Annotated in this window: 19 protein-coding genes; 16 read left to right on the top strand and 3 right to left on the bottom strand. The window is 72.0% G+C overall.

Features of this window, described 5'->3' with window-relative positions:
- Nucleotides 1–128 precede the first annotated feature (128 nt).
- The 11 genes from ANAE109_RS25300 to ANAE109_RS11460 all read left to right on the top strand — a co-directional run bounded on the left by ANAE109_RS25300 (nt 129) and on the right by ANAE109_RS11460 (nt 8,511).
- Nucleotides 129–923 (top strand): hypothetical protein, encoded by a 795-nt coding sequence (locus ANAE109_RS25300; RefSeq protein WP_041448289.1) that lies wholly within the window; start codon nt 129–131, stop codon nt 921–923.
- Between the two features lie 191 nt (nt 924–1,114).
- Nucleotides 1,115–1,735 (top strand): hypothetical protein, encoded by a 621-nt coding sequence (locus ANAE109_RS11505; protein ID WP_041448288.1) that lies wholly within the window; start codon nt 1,115–1,117, stop codon nt 1,733–1,735.
- A gap of 59 nt (nt 1,736–1,794) precedes the next feature.
- On the top strand, nt 1,795–2,325 hold the full coding sequence (locus ANAE109_RS11500; RefSeq protein ID WP_012097037.1) for a Fur family transcriptional regulator: 531 nt from the start codon (nt 1,795–1,797) through the stop codon (nt 2,323–2,325).
- The gene (gene feoB, locus ANAE109_RS11495; RefSeq protein WP_012097036.1) at nt 2,322–4,391 is read left to right on the top strand and encodes a ferrous iron transport protein B; all 2,070 of its coding nucleotides are present in this window, start codon (nt 2,322–2,324) and stop codon (nt 4,389–4,391) included. The genes ANAE109_RS11500 and feoB overlap by 4 nt, the downstream gene beginning before the upstream one ends.
- Nucleotides 4,392–4,400: 9 nt before the next feature.
- Entirely contained in the window at nt 4,401–4,628 is a 228-nt protein-coding gene (locus ANAE109_RS11490; protein ID WP_012097035.1) for a hypothetical protein, read from the top strand.
- Nucleotides 4,625–5,311: a metal-dependent transcriptional regulator gene (locus ANAE109_RS11485; protein ID WP_234945292.1), complete on the top strand. Its 687-nt coding sequence runs from the start codon at nt 4,625–4,627 to the stop codon at nt 5,309–5,311. The genes ANAE109_RS11490 and ANAE109_RS11485 overlap by 4 nt, the downstream gene beginning before the upstream one ends.
- Nucleotides 5,312–5,387: 76 nt before the next feature.
- A complete protein-coding gene (locus ANAE109_RS11480) occupies nt 5,388–6,683 on the top strand; it encodes a hypothetical protein (RefSeq protein WP_012097033.1) in 1,296 nt (431 codons plus the stop codon).
- 65 nt (nt 6,684–6,748) lie between these two features.
- Complete coding sequence (locus tag ANAE109_RS11475; protein WP_234945291.1) at nt 6,749–7,264, top strand: FMN-binding protein; 516 nt, start codon at nt 6,749–6,751, stop codon at nt 7,262–7,264.
- A complete protein-coding gene (locus tag ANAE109_RS11470) occupies nt 7,261–7,737 on the top strand; it encodes a hypothetical protein (protein ID WP_012097031.1) in 477 nt (158 codons plus the stop codon). The genes ANAE109_RS11475 and ANAE109_RS11470 overlap by 4 nt, the downstream gene beginning before the upstream one ends.
- Complete coding sequence (locus ANAE109_RS11465) at nt 7,730–8,266, top strand: hypothetical protein (protein WP_012097030.1); 537 nt, start codon at nt 7,730–7,732, stop codon at nt 8,264–8,266. The genes ANAE109_RS11470 and ANAE109_RS11465 overlap by 8 nt, the downstream gene beginning before the upstream one ends.
- Nucleotides 8,263–8,511, top strand: coding sequence for a bacterioferritin-associated ferredoxin (locus ANAE109_RS11460; RefSeq protein ID WP_041448287.1), 249 nt, complete (start codon nt 8,263–8,265; stop codon nt 8,509–8,511). Before ANAE109_RS11465 ends, ANAE109_RS11460 begins: the two co-directional genes overlap by 4 nt.
- Here ANAE109_RS11460 and ANAE109_RS11455 read toward each other — a convergent pair.
- Nucleotides 8,508–9,491: an FAD:protein FMN transferase gene (locus ANAE109_RS11455; RefSeq protein WP_012097029.1), complete on the bottom strand. Its 984-nt coding sequence runs from the start codon at nt 9,489–9,491 to the stop codon at nt 8,508–8,510. The two genes, ANAE109_RS11460 and ANAE109_RS11455, sit on opposite strands and share 4 nt — an antisense overlap.
- A 69-nt stretch (nt 9,492–9,560) precedes the next feature.
- On the opposite strand from ANAE109_RS11455, the gene bfr reads away from it, so the two are divergent.
- The 5 genes from bfr to ANAE109_RS11430 all read left to right on the top strand — a co-directional run bounded on the left by bfr (nt 9,561) and on the right by ANAE109_RS11430 (nt 14,573).
- Complete coding sequence (gene bfr, locus ANAE109_RS11450; protein ID WP_012097028.1) at nt 9,561–10,031, top strand: bacterioferritin; 471 nt, start codon at nt 9,561–9,563, stop codon at nt 10,029–10,031.
- Nucleotides 10,032–10,121: 90 nt separating this feature from the next.
- A complete protein-coding gene (locus ANAE109_RS11445; RefSeq protein ID WP_012097027.1) occupies nt 10,122–10,427 on the top strand; it encodes a septum formation initiator family protein in 306 nt (101 codons plus the stop codon).
- A 53-nt stretch (nt 10,428–10,480) separates the two neighbouring features.
- Entirely contained in the window at nt 10,481–12,700 is a 2,220-nt protein-coding gene (locus tag ANAE109_RS11440; protein ID WP_234945290.1) for a diguanylate cyclase, read from the top strand.
- A gap of 93 nt (nt 12,701–12,793) precedes the next feature.
- Nucleotides 12,794–14,119: a PhoH family protein gene (locus tag ANAE109_RS11435; protein WP_012097025.1), complete on the top strand. Its 1,326-nt coding sequence runs from the start codon at nt 12,794–12,796 to the stop codon at nt 14,117–14,119.
- Nucleotides 14,120–14,285: 166 nt separating this feature from the next.
- Nucleotides 14,286–14,573 carry a DUF493 domain-containing protein gene (locus tag ANAE109_RS11430; RefSeq protein WP_012097024.1) on the top strand — a complete coding sequence of 96 codons (288 nt, stop codon included), beginning with the start codon at nt 14,286–14,288 and terminating at the stop codon, nt 14,571–14,573.
- Between the two features lie 24 nt (nt 14,574–14,597).
- On the opposite strand, the gene ANAE109_RS11425 is transcribed toward ANAE109_RS11430, so the two are convergent.
- Nucleotides 14,598–15,203: a hypothetical protein gene (locus ANAE109_RS11425; RefSeq protein WP_012097023.1), complete on the bottom strand. Its 606-nt coding sequence runs from the start codon at nt 15,201–15,203 to the stop codon at nt 14,598–14,600.
- Nucleotides 15,200–20,809, bottom strand: coding sequence for a HAMP domain-containing protein (locus ANAE109_RS11420; RefSeq protein WP_234945289.1), 5,610 nt, complete (start codon nt 20,807–20,809; stop codon nt 15,200–15,202). The genes ANAE109_RS11425 and ANAE109_RS11420 overlap by 4 nt, the downstream gene beginning before the upstream one ends.
- Between the last annotated feature and the right edge of the window lie 152 nt (nt 20,810–20,961).

Here is a 20,961-nt window from a genome sequence, read left to right as displayed (position 1 = left end):
TGGGCGCTCGCCCCATCCACGCCGAGGCCGAACCGGGACGACAGCGCGGCGACCGCGGCCGGCGGCAACGAGAGGCTGCGAGAGAGAGCCTGCGCGAGGGGTTCGCCGCCGGTGCGGAGCGCGCGCAGATGCTCCGGCAGGCGTGCGCCCAGGTCCGCCTCGAACTCGCCGAGGAGGCCGAGGTCACGCAACCGGTCCTCCTGCCCGAGCAGCAGGTGGACGCGCTCGGAGAGGGTCGCGCGCGCGCGAAGATCGGTGCGTCGCTCCTCGCGGATTCGCTCCGCGTCGGCGACGGCGCCGAGCCGAGCGAGGGCGGCGTCGAGTCCGCGCTCGTCGAGCCCGAGGCCAGCGGCGGCGGCGGCGCGCGAGCCGCCGGAGGCGCGGAGCGCGTGCAAGAGCTCGTCGTGCTCGCGCCGGTCGAACGCACGCCTCAGGCCGTGGTGGTCGAGGAGCGCGTCGAGATGGGTCTCGGTCGGCGGCGCATCCCCCGGGGCGCGCCACCCCGCCTGGACCTCCGACAGGATCGCCGCGCGTCGGCCCCCGTGGCGGCGGAGCATCCGCTCGAGGACGGTGCGCCCCTCGTCGCGGCGCAGCTCGTCGAGCGAAGGCGGCGGCGCGGGCGGCTCCGGGGTCGCGGCGACGACGCGGTCGCGCGCGCGGTGGACCACGACGGCCGCGGCGCGCTTCTTCTTGCCCTTGCCTCGGCTCCCCGCGGGCGCCGACGGCGCCGCCGCCGGGGCGGCAGTGACGGGCTCGTCCGCCTCTTCCCGCGGGTATTGCGCGCCACGCTCGCGCTCAGCGGCCGCGTCCGCGGACGCGCCGCGCGCCATGTCGGCGAGGGCGTACGGTCCGAGCGGCGTCGCGGGCGGCGGATCGGCGAGGAGCGCCCGCGCGGCGAGGAGCTCGTCCCAGGAGAGCGGTGAGAGGGCAGCGCGGATCTCGCGCGCGCCAGCATGGCGGCCGGCGTCGGCGCACCAGCGGGCGACGCGTTCGAGCAGCTCGGGATCGATCTCGGCCATGGCCCGGCGGAACCTGCGCCGGGCCGCCTCGCGAGTCAAGCATCGCAAGGCGATCGCGGTTGCCGCTCGCCGGCGCGCGTGGTTCACTGCCGCGCATGGCAACCGGGACGAAGGACGGCGGGAACGGCCGGATACCCGCCTCCATCCGCTCCCTCCGCTGGATCCTGTTCGCGCTGCTGTTCGCCGCCGCGGTGCTGACCCTCGTCGGCGTGCCGGAGCTCGCCCGATCGGTGGCCATGGGCGGCTGGCCCCGCGCCACCATCGCGGTCCCGCTCGCCATCCTGGCCCTGTTCATCGCCGGGTACGCCGGGTACCGGTTCGTCCTCGTACGGGCCGGACGTTACTCGGCGGGGAAGGCGCTGGTGCAGGTCGGGCTGATGGTCCTCGTCCTGGGGGTCATCGCCGGGGTGGTGATCGAGCTCGCCCAGGCCTACCGCGTGGATCGGGCGGGGACGCCGATCGATCTCACGGCGCCGCTCCGCTCGGAGGCGCCCGAGGTCCGCGCCATCGCCGCCGAGCTCGCACGCCACCGGCCGAGGGAGTCGGCCGTGCGCCTGGTCCCCCGGCTGATCGAGCTGCTCGATGATCCCTCCCCGTCGGTCCGGCGCGAGGCGCACGCCTCCCTGGTCGCGCTGGCCGGCAGGGATCTCGGTGCAGAAGGCCCGGAGGCGGCGGAGCGCTGGCGGCGCCACTGGGGCGGCGCGGCGCGGCGCTGAGCTCACCACCAGGGGCTTGCCTGGGACGCGGCGGTCTGATACTGAGAATCGTTATCAGAATGAACCAGGCCGACCACGACCTCCGGGGCAGCAAGCCGCGCGACGCCGCGCGCGGGCACCAGCACCGTCCGCTCGACGCCGGCGCCGCGACGGCGGCGCTCACCGCGTACATCGAGGCGAAGGGCCTGAAGCACTCGCGCCAGCGCGAGCGGATCGTGCGGACCTTCTTCGGCCTCTCGGGGCACGTCACCGTGGAAGAGCTGGTGACGAGGGCCCGGCGCGACGACCCGCGCGTGAGCGTGGCGACCGTCTACCGGACCATGAAGCTGCTCGTCGAGTGCGGCCTCGCGTCGGCGAGGCAGTTCGGCGAGGGCCAGACCCGCTACGAGCCGTCCGCCGGTCGCGCGCACCACGACCACCTCATCTGCGTGGGGTGCGGCGACATCGTCGAGTTCGCGAACGAGAAGATCGAGTCGCTGCAGGAGATCGTGGCGCGCCGCCACGGCTTCGAGGTGGAGAGCCACAAGCTCGAGCTGTACGGCCGCTGCGCGAGGTGCCGGAAGGGCGCTCGCGGCGAGGAGCAGCCTTGACCCCTCCCGCTCCCGCCTCCGCCTCCGCGCGCGCGGGCGACCTCGAACGCAAGCAAGTCGTCGCGGCGAGCCGCGCGATCATCCTGGTCGGCAACCCCAACGTCGGGAAGAGCGCGCTCTTCGGCGCGCTCACGGGCAAGTACGTCACGGTCTCCAACTACCCGGGCACCACCGTCGAGGTGACGCGCGGCTCCGCCACGATCGAGGGCCGCCCCTGGCACGTGATGGACACGCCCGGGACGAACAACCTCATCCCGATGTCGGAGGACGAGCAGGTCACGCGCGACATCCTGCTCACCGAGCGCGGCTACGCGGCCGTCCAGGTCTGCGACGCGAAGAACCTGCGCCGAGGCCTGCTGCTGGCGACGCAGCTCGCCGAGGCGGAGATCCCTTTCACGCTCGCGCTCAACATGGCGGACGAGGCGGCGAGCCGCGGGTTCCGCATCGACGTCGAGCGGCTCTCCCGCGAGCTCGGCGTCGACGTGGTCCCGACCGTCGCCGTGCAGCGGCAGGGGCTGGCGGCGCTGCAGCAGCGCATCGACGCCGGCGGGCGCGCCTCGCCGTTCAGGCCTCGCTACGACGCGGCGATCGAGGGCGCCCTCGCGGAGCTCGCGCCGCTCATGCCCAAAGGCGGCATGGGCCCGCGCGCGCTCGCGGTGATGGCGCTCGTGGGCGACGAGTCGCTCCGCCCGCACCTCGTGGCGCACGTGTCCGAGGCGGACCTCTCGCGGATCGACGCCGTCCGCCGATCGGTCGCGGCGCGCTACCCCGAGTCGCTCCGCTTCGTGGTCGCGCGCCAGCGGCTCGCGGCGGCGGACCGGCTGCACGACGCCGTGGTGACCCGCGGCGGGGCCTCCGCCTCGAGCGGCTTCGCCCGCAAGCTCGGCGCCTGGTCCACCCACCCGCTGTGGGGCATCCCCATCCTCGCCGCGGTCCTCTACGCCGCGTACGAGTTCGTCGGCGTGCTCGGCGCGGGCACGCTCGTCGACTTCCTCGAGAACACGGTCTTCGCGGAGTACCTCGTGCCGTGGGTCACGGCCGCGGTGCGGCTCCTCGCGCCGGACGGGCGGTTCGAGAGCTTCCTCGTCGGCCCGCCCGGGCCCGACCCTCAGCTTCACGACGGGATCCTCATCGGGAAGTACGGGGTCGTCTCGATGGGACTCTCCTACGGCATCGCGATCGTGCTGCCGATCGTGACGACCTTCTTCATCGCGTTCAGCATCCTCGAGGACTCCGGCTACCTGCCGCGCCTGGCCGTCATGCTGAACAAGGTCTTCAAGCGGATGGGGCTGAACGGCAAGGCGGTCCTCCCCATGGTGCTCGGGCTCGGCTGCGACACCATGGCGACCATGACCGCGCGCATCATGGAGACGAGGAAGGAGCGCGTCATCGTGACGCTCCTGCTCGCGCTCGGCGTGCCGTGCAGCGCGCAGATGGCGGTCATCTTCGCGATGACCTCCAAGCTCCCGGTCGCTGCGACCGTCTGGTTCGGCGCGACGGTCGTGCTGGTGCTGTTCCTCGTCGGCTGGCTCGCCGCGAAGGTGCTGCCCGGCCGCGGCTCGGACTTCATGCTGGAGCTTCCCCCGCTGCGCGTGCCGCAGGCCGGCAACATCGCGGTGAAGACCCTCGCCCGGATCGAGTGGTACCTCCGCGAGGCGCTGCCCCTCTTCGTGGTGGGCACGCTCATCCTCTACGTGCTCGATCGCTTCGGTGGCCTGGGGTTCCTCGAGCGCGCGGCGGCGCCGCTCGTGGTGGGGGTGCTGAACCTGCCCAAGGAGGCGGCGGCCGCGTTCATCCTCGGCTTCCTGCGGCGCGACTACGCGGCCGCGGGGCTCTTCCTGCACTACCAGCCGTTCATGGAGGCGGGCGGCCTCACGCGCTCGATGCAGATCGAGATCGTGGTGGCGCTCGTCACGATCACCCTGTTCATCCCCTGCATCGCGAACTTCTTCATGATCCTGAAGGAGCGCGGCTGGAAGACCGGGGTGGCGATGATGGGATTCATCGTGCCGTTCGCGTTCGGCGTCGGGGCGGTGGTGAACCAGCTCATGCGGTGGCTGTACTAGGAGGCGCCCGTGGCCGCGCTCGTCCCGGGGATCGAGACCTGCCCGCTCTGCGGGGATCGCTTCGACGCGGCGGGGCAGGGGTGCCGGCCGAGCTGCCCGATGGCGCGGGGCTGCCGCGTCGTGTGCTGTCCCTCGTGCGGCTACAGCTTCCCGCAGGAGGCCGGGCTCGCCGGCGGGCTCCGGCGCCTCATCGACCGGCTGAAGCGTGACAAGGAAGCGAGGAGCGACTCTCCGTGAATGACGGGATGGCGACGCGGCGGCTCGAGGAGATCCTGCAGACCGCCTACACGCAGCGCGAGGCCGGCCGCGACGCGGCGGACCAGATCCTGGCCGCGGCGGAGGCCGAGCACGCGCCGGGGGCGGGCAGCGCCGACCTCGAGGAGCTCGCGCGGATCGGCCTCGTCCGGCTGGACGGGGCGCGCGTTCAGCTCACGGAGCAGGGCGAGACTCGCGCGCGCGACGTGGTGCGCCGGCACCGGCTCGCGGAGCGCCTCTTCCGCGACGTGCTCGAGCTCGGCGAGGGCGCCACCGAGCAGCAGGCCTGCGAGCTCGAGCACATCCTCTCGCCGGAGGCGACGGACTCCGTCTGCACGCTGCTCGGCCACCCGCCCACCTGCCCGCACGGGAAGCCCATCCCGCAGGGGCCGTGCTGCGGCACCTTCCAGAAGACGCTCCGGCCGCTCGTGACCGGGCTCCGCAGCTTCGACCTGGGGGCCTCGGGCCGCATCGTCTTCATCGCGCCCAAGTTCCACGACCGCATGGACCGGCTCGCCGCGCTCGGGGTGATCCCGGGCAGCACGATCCGGCTCCACCAGCGCTCGCCGTCCTACGTGATCGAGATCGGCGAGACCACCATCGCCCTCGATCCCGAGATCGCCGGCGAGATCTACGTGAAGCCGGTCGAGGCGCGCTCGCCTTGACCGTCACCTGACCGCAGCACGCAGTGCACCTCGCAGCGAACACCGGAGAGAGCCCCTGCGCGGGCCCCACGTGAGAATGAAAGTCAACATCACAGTAGCCCTGGCCCTCACCCTCGCCGCGTCCGCGGCGCGAGCCGACGACTCCGCCCCCGGGCGGGAGGAGCGCCCCCAGGAGGCGACGACCAGGCCGCAGAAGGACGAGGCGACGAAGGAGGAGGCCGCGACGAAGAGCGAGGTCGCGGCGCTGGCCGAGGAGCTCCGCCGCCTGAAGCTGGAGATGGGGCTGCGGGACGTGGAGTACGACTCCTACGGCGGGATGGGGCCCGCGGCGTCGAAGGTCTACTTCGCGCCGAAGGGGCTCTCCATCGGCGGCTACGGCGAGATCTTCTACCGGAACTTCCTGAACGATCGCCCATCCGACTCGGACCTGTACCGGATCGTCCTCTACACGGGCTACCGCTTCACGCCGAGGATCCTGTTCAACGCGGAGGTCGAGTTCGAGCACCAGAGCGAGCTGTCGGTCGAGTTCGCGTACCTCGACTTCCTGCTCTCCGACGCGATCGGGCTCCGGGTCGGCAACGTGCTCGTGCCGATGGGGTTCGTGAACGAGCTGCACGAGCCGCCCTTCTTCCACGGCGTGTTCCGGCCGGCCGTGGAGCGGAACCTCATCCCGACCACCTGGAACGAGAACGGGGTCGGCGTGCACGGCGCCAAGGGGCCGTTCCGTTACAAGGCGTACGGGCTGATCGGCCTGAACGGCGCGAGCGGTGACCTGTCGTCCGGCAGCTGGCTCCGCGGCGCGCGCACCGGCGGCGGCGAGGCCCCCGCGGAGAGCTTCGCGGGGGTCGTGAGCGTCGGCTACGACGCCGGGCCGCTCGCCGTCGCGGGCGCCTTCTACCGCGGGGGCGCGGGGCAGGGCGCGGAGGACGCGCAGGGTGAGATCGACGCGGACGTGACGCTCGCGGAGGCGCACGCGCAGCTCTCCTGGCGCGGGCTCCAGCTCCGCGGGCTCTACGCGATGGGCTGGCTCGACGACGCGGCGCGGCTGTCGGCGCTGCAGGACGACGGCGTCGTCCTCGGCTCGCGCACCCGCGGCGGCTACGCCGAGGTGGCGTACGACGTGCTCGCGCTCGCGCTCCCGGACTCGGGTCATTCGCTCTCCCCGTTCGTCCGCTACGAGGCCCTCGACCTCCACGACGAGGTGCCGTCGGGGCTCGCCCGGAACCCGGCGCTCGACCAGACCATCTGGACCACCGGCCTCACCTACAAGCCGATCCCGACGGTGGTCGTGAAGGCGGACTACCAGCGCAGCGAGGACGAGGCGGACTCGACGACCGAGCAGGTGAACCTGGGCGTCGGGTACGTGTTCTGAGCGTGAACGAGGGCGTCATGCACCGAGCGAGACCAGCCTCGATTGGGCGCGCGACGCTCCTCGCGGTGGCCCTCCTCCTCCCCGCCACCGCCTCCCCGGCGGCAGGCGTGGCGGGGAAGGAGGAGGGCGCCATCCGCGCGGTGTTCCCCGCCGCGGACGAGATCATGGCCAAGGACGTGATCCTGACCGACGAGATGGTGGGCCGCATCGAGCGGCTGGCGCGCGCGCGGGTGCGAGAGCGGCTCGTCACGTTCTACACGGCTCGCCGCGCCGGGGACGTGCTCGGCTACGCGGTGATCCACAGCCACGTCGTGCGGACGAAGCGCGAGACGCTGTCCCTCGCCTTCGAGCCCGACGGGCGCCTCCGCAAGATCACGGTGCTCGCCTTCCTCGAGCCGTCGGAGTACCGGCCGAGCGATCGCTGGCTGGCGCAGTTCGGCGGGAAGGGCGGAGGCGATCGCCTCGCCGTGGGCCAGGACATCGCGCCGATCAGCGGGGCGACGCTCACCGCACGCGGGGTGGCGGAGGAGTCCCGCTGGCTCCTGCAGGCGCTGCGCGAGGCGATGGGGGTGGGGCGATGAGGTGGCTCGTTCAGCCTTCCCCGGCCGCGCGGGCGCGCGCCCCCGTCGCCCTCTTCCTGGTGTTCGCGGCGCTCGCGCTCGCCGGACTGGCGGCGCAGCGGCTGCAGGCCGGCGGCCTCTCGCCGGTGGAGGTGGAGGCCTTCTACCGCGGAGTCGAAGGGGGCGAGCCGCTCTCCGCGGCGGCGCTCTGGGAGGAGGTCCACGTCGGCGCGTTCGTCTACGGGTTCGTGCTCTTCATGCTCGCCTCGCTCGCGGCGGTGGCGCCGCGCCTGGACGGCGTGCGCGCCATCCTGATCGGCGCCGCCTTCGGCGCGACGCTCGCCGACCTGTTCGCGCCGTTCGCGATCGTCGCCCGGCCGGACCTCGGGGGCCTCCGGGTCGCGACCTTCGCAGCCGCGACCGCGGCGATGTGGGCCCTGCTCGCCGCCGTCGCCGTCGAGCGAGTCCGGGCGGGGAGGGACGCGCGTGCGTGATCCCCGCCTGGCGCCGTTCCGGCTCCCCGCGCTCGCCTTCGCGGCCTTCCTCCTCGTGCAGGCCGGGAGCGCGGCGGCCCTGTTCGCGCTGAAGCTCGGGGGAAGCGCCGCGGGCGTCCGCGCGTTCTACCTGGGAGACGCCGAGCGGTTCGCGGCGCCCAAGAGCCTGGCCGGGCTGCTCGAGGTGGCCGTCCCGCACCTCGCCGCGATCCCGCTCGTGCTCTTCGCCGCCGTGCACGTGGTCTCGTTCGCCCGCGCGCTCCCCGCGCGCGTCGCCCGCGCCCTGGCGGCCACCTCGTTCGGGGCCGCGCTGGCCGGGATCGCCGCATCGTTCGGGGTGCGCTACCTCGGAGCCGCGCTCGCGCCGGCGAAGGTGGCCGCGTTCGCGCTGCTCGAGCTGACGCTCCTGGCCTGGGCGGCGCTGCTCGGCGCCGTGTTCCTTCCCGCCCGCGGCGGGGCGCGCGCTCGACGCGAGGCCCCGCTCCGGACGGACTCGGCCGCCGCGGCGGCCCAGGAGATGGTCGAGTGATCGTGTGCATCTGCCGTGCGGTGTCCGATCGAGCCATCCGCGCCGCGCGGGACGGCGGCGCCCGCTCGGTCGAAGCGATCGGCGTCGCGACCGGCGCCGGCACGTGCTGCGGGTGCTGCCGCGGCAGCATCGCCCGGATCCTCGCCGAGCCTCGTCCGGTCCCGGCGCGCGAGGCGTCCCGAGCGGACGCGCCGTCGGAGACGGTACCCCTCCGCGCGGCGGCGGACCGGCTGAAGACGCCCTAGGGCTTCGCCGGGGGAAGGACGCGGAGGCCGGGGCTCGCGAGCACTGCCCCGTCGGCGGCCACGACCAGCGCCTCCGCGCCCCAGCGCGCCGCCTCGCGGAGCGCCGGCGCTCCACCGAGGACGAAGAGCGCCTTGCCGAGGATCTCCGCGTCCACGGCGCTTCGAGCCAGCACCGTCACGGAGCGCGACGCGGTGGCCGGACGGCACGTGCGAGGATCGATGAGGTGGTGGTAGCGCCTGCCGCCCACGACGTAGGCGTGCTCGTAGTCGCCGCTGGTGGAGAACGCCCGATCGCGGACGTCGACCTCCGCGAGCTCCTCGAGCGGTCCCCCGCGGGGATCGCGCACGCCGACGCGCCACGGCGCTCCGCCCCGTGTCCCCGCCGCGTAGAGGTCGCCTCCCGCCTGGAGGAGGAAGTCGGCGTGGCCGAGCGCGCGGAGCGCGCGGGCCGCGGAGTCGAGCGCCCAACCCTTGGCCAGCCCGCCGAGCCCGAGCCGCATGCCGGCGCGCGCGAGTCTCGCCTCGCAGGCGGTGCCCCGGGGGCGGAGCTCGAGCAGCCGATGATCCACGAGCGCGCAGCGGGAGCGCACGGCGTCGTCGGGAGGCGGCGCGGTCGCGCTCCCGTCGAACCGCCACACGTCGGAGAGGGCTGCCCAGGTCGGGTCGAAGCGCCCGCCGGTGCGGCCCGCTCCGGCCCTGGCGATGGAGAGGACCTCGCAGAGATCGCCGGGCAGCGCGACCCAGCCCCGGCCCGCCTCCGCGTTGAGCTGCGCGAGCGGGGAGCCGGCGCGCCACTCGTTCATGGACCACTCGACGCGCTCGAAGATCGCGAACGCCGCCTCGATGGCGGGCGCCGCGCGCTCCGGCGTCGTCCCGGCGAGGGTCACGGTCGCGACCCCGCCCATCGCGGGGCGCGTCTCCGAGACGATGCCCCCGGTGGGTTGGGCGAGCGCGAGGAGCAGCAGGGCGATTGCCGGCATGCGATCGGGGCTCCTATATCAGGCGCCTTCGCCGTGCGCGCGCGGCGCCACGAGAGAGAGGAGAGCGACGTGAAGGGCGATCCCGCGATCATCGACCTGCTGAACCAGGTGCTCACCAACGAGCTCACCGCGGTGAATCAGTACTTCCTCCACGCGCGCATCTGCGAGAACTGGGGCTACGAGCGGCTGTACGAGAAGTTCCGCCACGAGTCCATCGACGAGATGAAGGACGCCGACGAGCTCATCGCGCGCATCCTCTACCTCGAGGGGCTTCCGAACGTGCAGCGGTACAACAAGGTCAACGTCGGGGAGAGCGTCCCCGAGATGTTCCAGCTCGACCTCCAGCTCGAGAAGGACGCCATCGCCGCGCTGAACGCGGGGATCGCCCTCTCCCGCGAGAAGGGCGACAACGGGTCCGCGGAGCTGCTCGAGGAGATCCTGGAGGGCGAGGAGGAGCACGCCGACTGGCTCGAGACCCAGCTCACCGCGATCGATCAGGTCGGCGCGCAGAACTACCTCGCCGAGCAGCTGAAGAAGTAGCTCCGCCCGCGCTGCGTGTGGGCGCAGGTCCCAGGGCGCTACCGGCCGATTTCTGGACGGCGCCGGGGCGGCTGCTAGCGTCCTCGGGGGATGTCCGGGAGACGCGGTCGAGGATGGGGCTGGAGGGGGTTCGCCGGCGCGCTCGCGCTGCTCGCGGCGCTCTCCGCGCTCGATCCCGACGGGCTGCGCAGGTACCTGCGCCTGGCGGAGGACACCCGCCGGATGGAGCAGGAGAACGCCCGGCTCGCGGCCGAGAACGCCCGGCTCTCGCGCGAGGTCCGGGCGCTGCGCACGGATCCCTCGGCCCTCGAGCGCGCTGCGCGCGAGGAGCTCCGCTTCGTCCGACCCGGCGAGCGGGTCTACTGGGTGGGCGACGCGCCGGAGGCCGGGCCGTGACGGCGCGGCCGCCCGGCGCGCCCCAGCGGGCGCCGATCGGAGCCACGCCCACGGTGCGCCGCCGGCTGGCGCTCCAGCGCCCCCGGCCGCTGCTCGTCCGCCTGTACGCCGTCCTCTTCAGCGACGGCGGGACGTTCGGCGCGCTCGCTCGCAGGCGCACGGCGCGGCTCGCGCTGCGCAGCCTGACGCCGACGGTGGTGGTCGGCACGGGCACGCTCGTGGCGCTCGGCGCGTTCGACGCCGCCGCGCCCGGCTGGCCGCAGACCCTCGCGACGGCTGCGCTCGCGGCGACGCTCGGGGTGGCCGTCTGGCGGCGCACCGCGCGGGCCGTCGCCGGAGAGGCGGCGACCTGGCGGGAGCAGCTGGAGCTCGGAGGACTGTTCGTCGTCGCGGCCCACGCCATGACGCAGGCGGTGAGCGGCGGGCGGGCGGACTCCCCGCTGCAGCCGCTCGTGTACCTCGTGATGGCGTTCCTCGTCGCGTTCATGGCGCGGCCGGTGGGCCTGGCCCTGGTGATCGTCGCCGTCGCGATCGAGGTGGCGATCTGGCAGGGCCGCGGCGCCCGTCCGGGCGAGCTGCCGGAGGCCGTGATGCACTCCGGGTTCGTGATGCTCTTCGCGGTGCTCTACCACGCGGTGCTCGCGGGTCCGGTCGGCGCCGCCCGCCGCGCGGAGGAGCGCGCCGTGGAGCGGCGGCTCAAGGAGATCGCGGATCGGGCGCGCGAGTTCCGGCTCACCGCCTCCGGGGCTGACGCCTCCGCACCCGACGGAGACGCGCGCTGGACGGCGGCGTCGGTCGCCGAGGTGGAGAACGCGATGCGAGGCGCCCTCGAGGTCGCCGAGGTGGCGCTCCGCAGCCACACCTGCGCCGTGTACCTCCTGGACGCCGCCGGCGAGCGGCTGTCGCTGCGCGAGTGCAGATCCTCGAGCGACTCCATCGCGCGCGCGGTCTCCGCCCGCGAGGGAGCGCTGGGCGCCGCCATCGCGCGCCTCACCTCCGTGCGCCTCCACGGGGAGGTGAAGGTCGCGACCTACTACCGCGACGCGACCCGCCCCGGCGCGCTGCTGGTCGTCCCGCTCGTCGACCGCCGCGGCGGGCACGTCCGCGGCGTCATCGTCGCGGATCGCCGCGAGCCGCTCCCGTTCTCCGACGAGGACGAGAAGCTGGTGCGAACCCTGTGCGCCGAGATCTTCCGCGCGCTCGAGGCCGAGCGCGTGATGGGCGACATCAAGAGCACGCGCGACGAGAAGGAGCGCTTCTACTCGGCCATCGACCGCCTGAACCGCACCAAGACGCCCGACGAGGTCTTCCAGGCGATCGTCGAGGTCGCGCGCGAGATCGTCTCCTTCCAGGACGCGGCCGTCACCCTCGTCCAGCAGGACGGCAAGCAGCGCGCGCACCGCGTCGCCGCCGTGCACGGCGAGCGCTGGAGGGCGATCGAGGGGAAGCGCGTGGCGGGCGGGGACGGGTTCGTGCAGAAGGCGGTCGAGCTCGACGCGACGCTGCCCGCGCCGGGCGTCGACCCCGCGCGCACGACGCTGCTCGACGCCTCCACGCCGCTCAAGGGCGTCGGCTGGTTCCGCGTGCTGCCCCTGCGCGCCGCCGGGGAGGTGCTCGGCACCGTGGTGCTCGCCGGGGCGGCGCGAGAGCACGCGCCCACGGGCGACCACGTGCGCCAGCTGGAGGTCATCGCCGGCCAGGCGGCGCAGTCCATCCTGCGGGCGCGGCTGTACGAGGAGGCCGAGCGGCTCGCCACCACCGACGGCCTCACCGGCCTCACGAACCACCGCACGTTCCAGGCGCGCCTGGACGAGCACCTCGCGCTCGCTGCGCGCAGCGGCCAGAAGGTCTCGCTGCTGCTCTGCGACGTGGATCACTTCAAGTCGGTGAACGACACCTACGGACACCCGGTCGGCGACGAGGTGCTGCGGGGCGTCGCGCGCGTGCTGGCCGGCGACGCGCGGCAGACGGACGTGGTGGCGCGTTACGGAGGCGAGGAGTTCGCGATCGTGATGCCCGCGACGGACGGCGCGAGCGCGGTCGTCATCGCGGAGCGGATCCGCGAGCGGCTCGCGGCGGTCACGTTCCAGACCGAGCAGGGGCCGCTGCGCGTGACCATGTCGCTCGGGGTCGCCACCTGGCCCGAGGACGGCGCGAGGAAGCCGGAGCTGGTGGAGCGTGCGGACGCGTGCCTTTACCACGCCAAGCGCCACGGCCGTAACCAGACCGTGCTCGCCGCCGCGCTGCGTGCGCCCCGGCGCGCGGCGGGGTAGGAGGGGCCGGCACGCCGCCGGTGGCCGCTCGCCCCCGCGCCGGGTTAGACTGACGGCGCGGCGAGAGGGATTGCCGCGGGGGGCCGGCCCGGCTTGAAAAAGAACTTCGTCCTCGACACCAACGTCCTGCTCCACGATCCGCGCAGCATCTTCGGGTTCGGCGACAACGACGTCATCATCCCGATCTACGTCATCGAGGAGATCGACAACTTCAAGCGCGACCTCTCGACGCTCGGTCGCAACGCCCGTCAGGTCTCGCGCTACCTGGACGAGTTCCGCGTACAGGGCAAGCTGCGCGATGGCGTACCGATCGGAGAGGGCAAGGGGCGCATCCGCGTGCTCGTCGCGGAGCGGAAGCTGCCCCCCACCGTCGCCGTCGACGGCCACTCGGTCGACGACAAGATCCTCGCCGTCGCCCTCGAGCTCCTCGACCGCGATCGCGGTTTCCCGACCGTGTTCGTCACCAAGGACACGAACCTGCGCATCCGCGCGGACGCGCTCGGGCTGCACGCCGAGGACTACGACGTCGAGGGCGTCGAGCTGGACGAGCTCTGGAGCGGCGTCGACGAGCTGGAGGTCTCGCCGGACGCGGTGAACGAGTTCTACGCGAACGGCTCGCTCCCCTGGCAGGCGGAGGCCGATCCGCCTCCCCCCAACGAGTTCGTGGTCCTCCGCGATCGCGCGAACCCCCAGCACTCGGCGGTCGGGAAGTACAGCGCCCCGCGGCAGGCGTTCGTGCAGCTCATCAAGACGCCGAAGGAGGGCGTCTGGGGCATCCGGCCGCGGAACAAGGAGCAGTCCTTCGCGCTGGACCTGCTCCTCAACGACGACATCCGGCTCGTCACCATCGTCGGCAAGGCGGGCACCGGCAAGACGCTGCTCGCCATCGCGGCGGGCCTGCAGAAGACGATGGAGGAGGGCGTCTACCAGAAGCTCCTGGTCTCGCGGCCCATCTTCCCGCTCGGGCGCGACATCGGGTACCTGCCGGGCTCGGTCGAGGAGAAGCTCAACCCCTGGATGCAGCCGATCTTCGACAACGTCGAGTACCTCATGAACCTGTCGCGCTCCGAGAAGAAGGCGGGGCGCGGCTATCACGAGCTCCTCGACCTGGGCATCCTGGAGATCGAGCCGCTGACGTACATCCGCGGCCGCTCGATCCCGAACCAGTTCATCATCGTCGACGAGGCCCAGAACCTGACGCCGCACGAGGTGAAGACGATCATCACGCGCGTCGGCGACGGGACGAAGATCGTCCTCACCGGCGATCCGTACCAGATCGACAACCCCTACGTGGACCAGACGAACAACGGCCTCATCCACGTGGTGAACCGGTTCAAGAGCGAGCGCCTGGCGGGCCACATCACGATGTCGAAGGGCGAGCGCAGCCCGCTCGCGGAGCTCGCGGCGAACCTGCTGTGAAGCGCAGCTCGCCCGCGCCGCCGTGCGGCGCCGCCGGGGACCTCGCGCGTGCCCGCGCAAGCGGGCGCGCGAGGTCACGGGCCCCGGCGCGCAGGGTGGGCAGAGGGAACCGCTCGCCCTGCCGCCCTCGGTGGCCCGGGCGCTCCCCCTTCACTAGGGTACGTGCATGCAGGACCGCTCAGGATCGAACCAGACGCCCACCCCGGCGCTCGACTATCCGCTCGACTACACCTTCAAGATCATGGGGCAGGCGGCGGACGATTTCGCCGAGCACGCGCGGCGGCTGGTGGCGCGCATCGTGGGCGAGGCGCCGGCCGAGCGGGTCCGGGTCCGCGCGAGCGCCGGAGGCAAGTACCACTCCGTCTCGGTCGCCGTGCGCCTCGAGTCCGAGACGCAGCGGCGCGCCGTGTACCAGGTCCTCTGGGAGGACGAGCGCGTCATCTACTACCTGTGACGCGACGCTCCCGCCGCGGGCGCGCTACTGGGGCGGGCCCCCGCGCTCGACCCTGGCGTCGAGCAGGTTCAGCTTGTTGCGCGCGGACTGGAGGCTCTGGCGCAGCCCGTCCGCCTGGCGTGACAGGTCCTCGAAGCCCTGCTCGACGGAGACCCGCGCGACGGCCTCCGCGTCGCCGATGAGCCGCGTCATGGTCTCGCGCACCGCCTGGAACGACGGCGGCTCCGCGCCGCCGGTCCCCGGCTGCGCCCCGCCAGCGAACGCCTGCACCATCGCGTTCAGCTCCTGGGCGGCCCGGCCGAGCCCCGCGTAGCGGGCGAGGAGGTCGCGCAGCACCTCGCGCCGGGCGCGCACCTCCTCCGCGCGCGCCGCGAGCGCCACCGCCTGCTCCTGCTGCCCCTGCACGAGGGCGCTCACCGCGCCCATGAGCTGCTGCACGAGCGGACCGAGCCGCTCGTCGACCGCGCCGAGCTCCGCGAGCTTCTCGGCGGTGCGCTCGACGTTGCGCTGCGAGTCGAGCGGGAGGCGCTGCGCCTCGCGCGCGACGCTCGAGATCCGGGCGAGCTCCTCCTCGAGCGCCGTCGCCGCCGCGACCAGCGCGGAGGGCTCGTTCTTCACGGGCTTCGTCACGCGTCCTCCCCCTGCAGCCAGCCGTGCATCACCGCGAGCAGCCGGTCCGGGTCGACCGGCTTCGCCACGTAGTCGGAGGCGCCCGCCGCGAGCGCCTTCTCCCGGTCGCCCTTCATCGCCTTGGCGGTGAGGGAGATGATGGGCAGGTCCCGGTGCGTCTCCATCTTCCGGATCTCCTGGATGGCGGTGAGCCCGTCCATCTCCGGCATCATCGTGTCCATGAGGACGAGGTCCACCGCCGGGTTCTCCCGCAGGAGCCGGATCGCGTCCCGCCCGTTCTCCGCGTGGAGCACGCGCATCCTCTGCGCCTCGAGCACGCTGTTGATCGCGAACACGTTGCGGATGTCGTCGTCCGCGAGGAGCACGGTCCGGCCCGAGAAGTCGGCGTCGCGGGGGAGGGGACCGACCGCCTGGTTGTCCTCGACGCTGGCGGGCGGCCGCGGCGCGGCGTCCGCGCCGCCGTACCGCAGGGGCAGCAGCAGCGTGAAGGTGCTCCCCTCGCCGGGCTTGCTCTCGACCTCGATCGTCCCGCCCAGCAACCGCGCGATCTCGCGGCTGATGGTCAGCCCCAGGCCGGTCCCGCCGTACTTGCGGCTCGTGGTGCCGTCGGCCTGCTGGAACGCCTCGAAGATGAGCCGCTGCTTGTCCGCCGGGATGCCGATGCCCGTGTCCGTCACCGCGAACGCGATCGCGTCGCCCTCGGCGCCCGGCCCCGCCCGCCGCGCGACCACCGACACCGCGACGGCGCCCCTGGCGGTGAACTTCACCGCGTTGGAGAGCAGGTTCTTGAGGATCTGCTGCAGGCGGGAGACGTCGGTGAAGATGGTCCTCGGCAGCTCGGCGTCGAGCGTGACCGAGAAGGAGAGCGACTTCTGCTCGGCGACGTGGCGGAAGTTCTGCTCGAGGTACTCGCGCACCGTCTCGAGCGGCGCCTCGCGCGCGTCGATCTGCATCTTCCCCGCCTCCACCTTGGAGAGGTCGAGGATCTCGTTGATGAGCCCGAGCAGCTCGTTGCCCGAGGTGTACACCGTGCTCGCGAACTTGACCTGCTCCGAGGTCAGGTTCCCCTCCCTGTTCTCGGCGAGCATCTTCGACAGGATGAGCAGGCTGTTGAGCGGCGTGCGGAGCTCGTGCGACATGTTCGCGAGGAACTCCGACTTGTACTTGGAGATGAGCTGGAGCTGCTCCGCCTTCTCCTCCAGGCTGCGGCTCGCGAGCTCGACCTCGCTGTTCTTCTGCTCGAGCAGCTTGGCCTTCTCGTTCAGCTCGCCCGCCTGCGCCTCGAGCTCGGCGTTGGACCGCTTCAGCTCCTGCAGGAGCTCCTCGGTCCGCATGCTCGAGCCGATCATGTTGAGGATGACGCCGACGTTCTCCATGAGCTGATCGAAGAAGGCCAGGTGGTTCGGGCTGAACTCCTTGAACGCGGCGAGCTCGATCACCGCCTTCGTCTCGCCCTCGAACAGCACCGGCAGGACCACCACGGAGCGCGGCGGCGCCTCCCCCATCCCGGTCGCGATGTAGATGAAGTCCGCCGGCACATGCGAGAGCAGGATGCGCTGCTTCTCGAACGCGCACTGCCCGATGAGCGTCTCCTTCAGGCGGTACGAGGACGCGAGGGTCTTCCTGCCGCCGAAGCCGTAGCTCGCGATGAGGTTCAGGGACGGAGCGCCGCTCTCGTCGTCGCGGTCCATCAGGAAGAAGGCGCCGTGCGCGGCGTTCACGAGCGGCGTGAGCTTCGAGATGATCGCCTGGGCCACGGAGACGATGTTCCGCTGCCCCTGCATCATGTTGGAGAAGTTCGCGAGGTTCGTCTTGAGCCAGTCCTGCTCGGTGTTCTTCTGCGTCGTCTCCTTCAGGGTGGAGATCATCTGGTTGATGTTGTCCTTCAGGGCGGCCACCTCGCCCTGCGCCTCGACCGTGATGGAGCGGGTGAGATCGCCCTTCGTCACCGCCGTCGAGACCTCCGCGATGGCGCGCACCTGCGAGGTGAGGTTCCCGGCGAGCTGGTTCACGTTGTCCGTGAGGTCGCGCCAGGTGCCCGCGGCGCCGGGCACCTTCGCCTGACCGCCGAGCTTCCCCTCGATGCCGACCTCTCGCGCGACCCCGGTCACCTCGTCCGCGAAGATGCGGAGGGTGTCGGTCATCGAGTTGATGGTCTCGGCGAGGGCGGCCACCTCGCCCTTCGCCTCGAGCACGAACTTCTGCGACAGGTCGCCGTTCGCCACCGCCGTCACGACCTTCACGATGCCGCGCACCTGCGTGGTCAGGTTCGAGGCCATGAAGTTCACGTTGTCGGTGAGGTCCTTCCACGTGCCGGCGACGCCCGGCACCCGCGCCTGCGCGCCCAGCTTGCCCTCCACGCCGACCTCGCGCGCCACCGTCGACACCTGATCCGCGAAGGTGCGGAGGGTGTCGGTCATCGAGTTGATGGTCTCGGCGAGGGCGGCCACCTCGCCCTTCGCCTCGAGCACGAACTTCTGCGACAGGTCGCCGTTCGCGATGGCGGTGACGACCTTCACGATGCCCCGCACCTGGGTGGTGAGGTTCGAGGCCATGAAGTTCACGTTGTCGGTGAGGTCCTTCCACGTGCCGCTGACGCCGCGCACGTTCGCCTGACCGCCCAGCTTCCCCTCCGTGCCGACCTCGCGCGCGACGCGCGTCACCTCCGCGGCGAACGAGTTCAGCTGGTCGACCATCTTGTTGATGACGTCCTTGATCTGGAGGATCTCCCCCTTCACGTCGACCGTGATCTTCTGGGTGAGGTCTCCGTTGGCGATCGCGGTCGCCACCTTGGACACGTCCCGCAGCTGGACGGTCAGGTTGGAGGCCATCGCGTTCACGTTGTCGGTGAGGTCCTTCCACGTGCCGCTGACGCCGCTCACCTCGGCCTGGCCGCCGAGCTTGCCCTCCGTGCCGACCTCCTTCGCGACGCGGGTCACCTCCGCGGCGAACGAGTTCAGCTGGTCCACCATCACGTTGATGGTGTTCTTCAGCTCGAGGATCTCGCCCTTCGCCTCGACGGTGATCTTCTGGGACAGATCGCCCTTCGCGACGGCGGTCGTCACCTTGGCGATGTTGCGCACCTGGGTGGTCAGGTTCGCGGCGAGGCCGTTCACGTTGTCGGTGAGGTCCTTCCAGGTGCCGCTGACGCCGCGCACCTCGGCCTGGCCGCCGAGCTTCCCCTCCGTGCCGACCTCCTTCGCGACGCGGGTCACCTCCGCGGCGAACGAACGGAGCTGATCGACCATGGTGTTGATGGTGGTCTTCAGCTCGAAGATCTCCCCGCGCGCGTCGACGGTGATCTTCTGCGAGAGGTCGCCGTTCGCGACCGCGGTCGTCACCTTGGCGATGTTCCGCACCTGCGCGGTGAGGTTCGCCGCGAGGCCGTTCACGTTGTCGGTGAGGTCCTTCCAGGTGCCGCTGACACCGCGCACCTCGGCCTGGCCGCCGAGCTTGCCCTCCGTGCCGACCTCCTTCGCGACGCGGGTGACCTCCGCGGCGAACGAGTTCAGCTGGTCGACCATCTTGTTGATGACGTCCTTGATCTGGAGGATCTCCCCCTTCACGTCGACCGTGATCTTCTGGCCGAGATCCCCGTTCGCGATGGCGGTCGCCACCTTGGACACGTCGCGCAGCTGGACGGTCAGGTTGGACGCCATCGCGTTCACGTTGTCGGTGAGGTCCTTCCAGGTGCCGCTGACGCCGCGCACCTCCGCCTGGCCCCCGAGCTTGCCCTCCGTGCCGACCTCGCGCGCGACGCGCGTCACCTCCGCGGCGAACGAGTTCAGCTGGTCGACCATCTTGTTGATGACGTCCTTGATCTGGAGGATCTCCCCCTTCACGTCGACGGTGATCTTCTGCGTCAGATCGCCGTGGGCGATCGCGATCGCGACCTTCGACACGTCGCGCAGCTGGACGGTCAGGTTCGACGCCATCGTGTTCACGTTGTCGGTGAGGTCCTTCCAGGTGCCGGCGACGCCCTTCACGTCGGCCTGGCCGCCGAGCTTGCCCTCCGTGCCGACCTCCTTGGCGACGCGCGTCACCTCCGCCGCGAAGGAGCGCAGCGTGTCGACCATCGTGTTGATGGTGTTCTTCAGCTCGTAGATCTCGCCCCGCGCGTCGACGGTGATCTTCTGCGAGAGGTCGCCGTTCGCGACCGCGGTCGTGACCTTGGCGATGTTGCGCACCTGCGCGGTGAGGTTCGCCGCGAGGCCGTTCACGTTGTCGGTGAGGTCCTTCCAGGTGCCGGCGACGCCCTTCACGTCGGCCTGGCCGCCGAGCTTGCCCTCCGTGCCGACCTCCTTGGCGACGCGCGTCACCTCCGCCGCGAAGGAGCGCAGCGTGTCGACCATCGTGTTGATGGTGTTCTTCAGCTCGTAGATCTCGCCCCGCGCGTCGACGGTGATCTTCTGCGAGAGGTCGCCGTTCGCGACCGCGGTCGTGACCTTGGCGATGTTCCGCACCTGCGCCGTCAGGTTCGCGGCGAGGCCGTTCACGTTGTCGGTGAGGTCCTTCCAGGTGCCGCTGACGCCCTTCACGTCGGCCTGGCCGCCCAGCTTCCCCTCGTTGCCCACCTCCTTCGCGACGCGCGTCACCTCCGCCGCGAAGGACTGGAGCTGATCGACCATCACGTTGATGGTGTTCTTGAGCTCGAGGATCTCGCCCCGCGCGTCGACGGTGATCTTCTGCGAGAGGTCGCCCTTGGCGACGGCGGTCGTCACCTTGGCGATGTTCCGCACCTGCGCCGTCAGGTTCGCGGCGAGGCCGTTCACGTTGTCGGTGAGGTCCTTCCAGGTGCCGCTGACGCCCTTCACGTCGGCCTGGCCGCCCAGCTTCCCCTCGTTGCCCACCTCCTTCGCGACGCGCGTCACCTCCGCCGCGAAGGAGTTCAGCTGATCGACCATCGAGTTCACGGTCGTGCCGATGCGGAGGAACTCGCCGCGGACCGGACGGCCCTCGATGTCGAGGGACATCTTCTGGGAGAGGTCGCCCTTCGCGACCGCCGTGATGACGCGAGCGACCTCGTTGGTGGGCGCGACGAGATCGCCGATGAGCTGGTTCACCGCGCTCATGCCGGCGGCCCAGGCGCCCTTCGCCGGACCCACCGAGGCGCGCTCGGTCATCTTTCCCTCCTGGCCGACGACCTTCGCGACGCGCAGGAGCTCGACGGAGACGTGCTCGTTGAGCTGGAGGATGTCGTTCAGGATCTCGCCGACGCGCGAGAGGATGCCGTCGCGCCGATAGGGGAGGCGGACCGAGAAGTCGCCCGCCTTCACCGCCTTGAGGACGTCGGCGAGCTGGTCCACCTCGTCCTGGCTCGCGCGCGAGAGGAGGTCCCACTCCGTGAAGCCGTCGAGGCCCTCGCGAGCGGCGGCGCCGTCACGGGCGGCCCGCGGAACGGGGCCGGAGACCACGGCCTCGCCAGGCGGGGGGCCGCCGCGGCGCCTGCTCCTCGCGCCATCGCCCGTCACGCCACCTCGGCCGCCCGGGCTCCGGCCGGCCCAGGCGCGATCCGGCGCGCCGGCGGCTGCCGCGTCGCGCTCGGGCCCGTCCGACGGGGGTGCGGGGCGACGCCGGCGCGTCGGGATCGTCTCGTTCTTGGACATCGGTGTGTTCCTCGTGCGCGTGCGCGCCGCAGCATTCCACGGTGTCGAACCACCTTTTAACGGGGAACCTTCCGGTACCCATGATGGTTCAACACCGCGAACCGATTAGTTGGAACAACACCCGCCTCGCTCCACCCGCTCCCTTCAAGGGT

Source organism: Anaeromyxobacter sp. Fw109-5, assembly GCF_000017505.1.
GTDB lineage: Bacteria > Myxococcota > Myxococcia > Myxococcales > Anaeromyxobacteraceae > Anaeromyxobacter.
Note: the sequence above shows the minus strand (reverse complement) of the source record. Positions and strands in the feature narration are given on the sequence as shown.

Coding starts and splice junctions, on each gene's coding strand:
- ANAE109_RS25300 (WP_041448289.1), top strand. CDS start 129: ATGCTCCGGCAGGCGTGCGCCCAGGTCCGCCTCGAACTCGCCGAGGAG.
- ANAE109_RS11505 (WP_041448288.1), top strand. CDS start 1,115: ATGGCAACCGGGACGAAGGACGGCGGGAACGGCCGGATACCCGCCTCC.
- ANAE109_RS11500 (WP_012097037.1), top strand. CDS start 1,795: ATGAACCAGGCCGACCACGACCTCCGGGGCAGCAAGCCGCGCGACGCC.
- ANAE109_RS11480 (WP_012097033.1), top strand. CDS start 5,388: ATGAAAGTCAACATCACAGTAGCCCTGGCCCTCACCCTCGCCGCGTCC.
- ANAE109_RS11470 (WP_012097031.1), top strand. CDS start 7,261: ATGAGGTGGCTCGTTCAGCCTTCCCCGGCCGCGCGGGCGCGCGCCCCC.
- ANAE109_RS11455 (WP_012097029.1), bottom strand. CDS start 9,491: ATGCCGGCAATCGCCCTGCTGCTCCTCGCGCTCGCCCAACCCACCGGG.
- ANAE109_RS11445 (WP_012097027.1), top strand. CDS start 10,122: ATGTCCGGGAGACGCGGTCGAGGATGGGGCTGGAGGGGGTTCGCCGGC.
- ANAE109_RS11430 (WP_012097024.1), top strand. CDS start 14,286: ATGCAGGACCGCTCAGGATCGAACCAGACGCCCACCCCGGCGCTCGAC.
- ANAE109_RS11420 (WP_234945289.1), bottom strand. CDS start 20,809: ATGTCCAAGAACGAGACGATCCCGACGCGCCGGCGTCGCCCCGCACCC.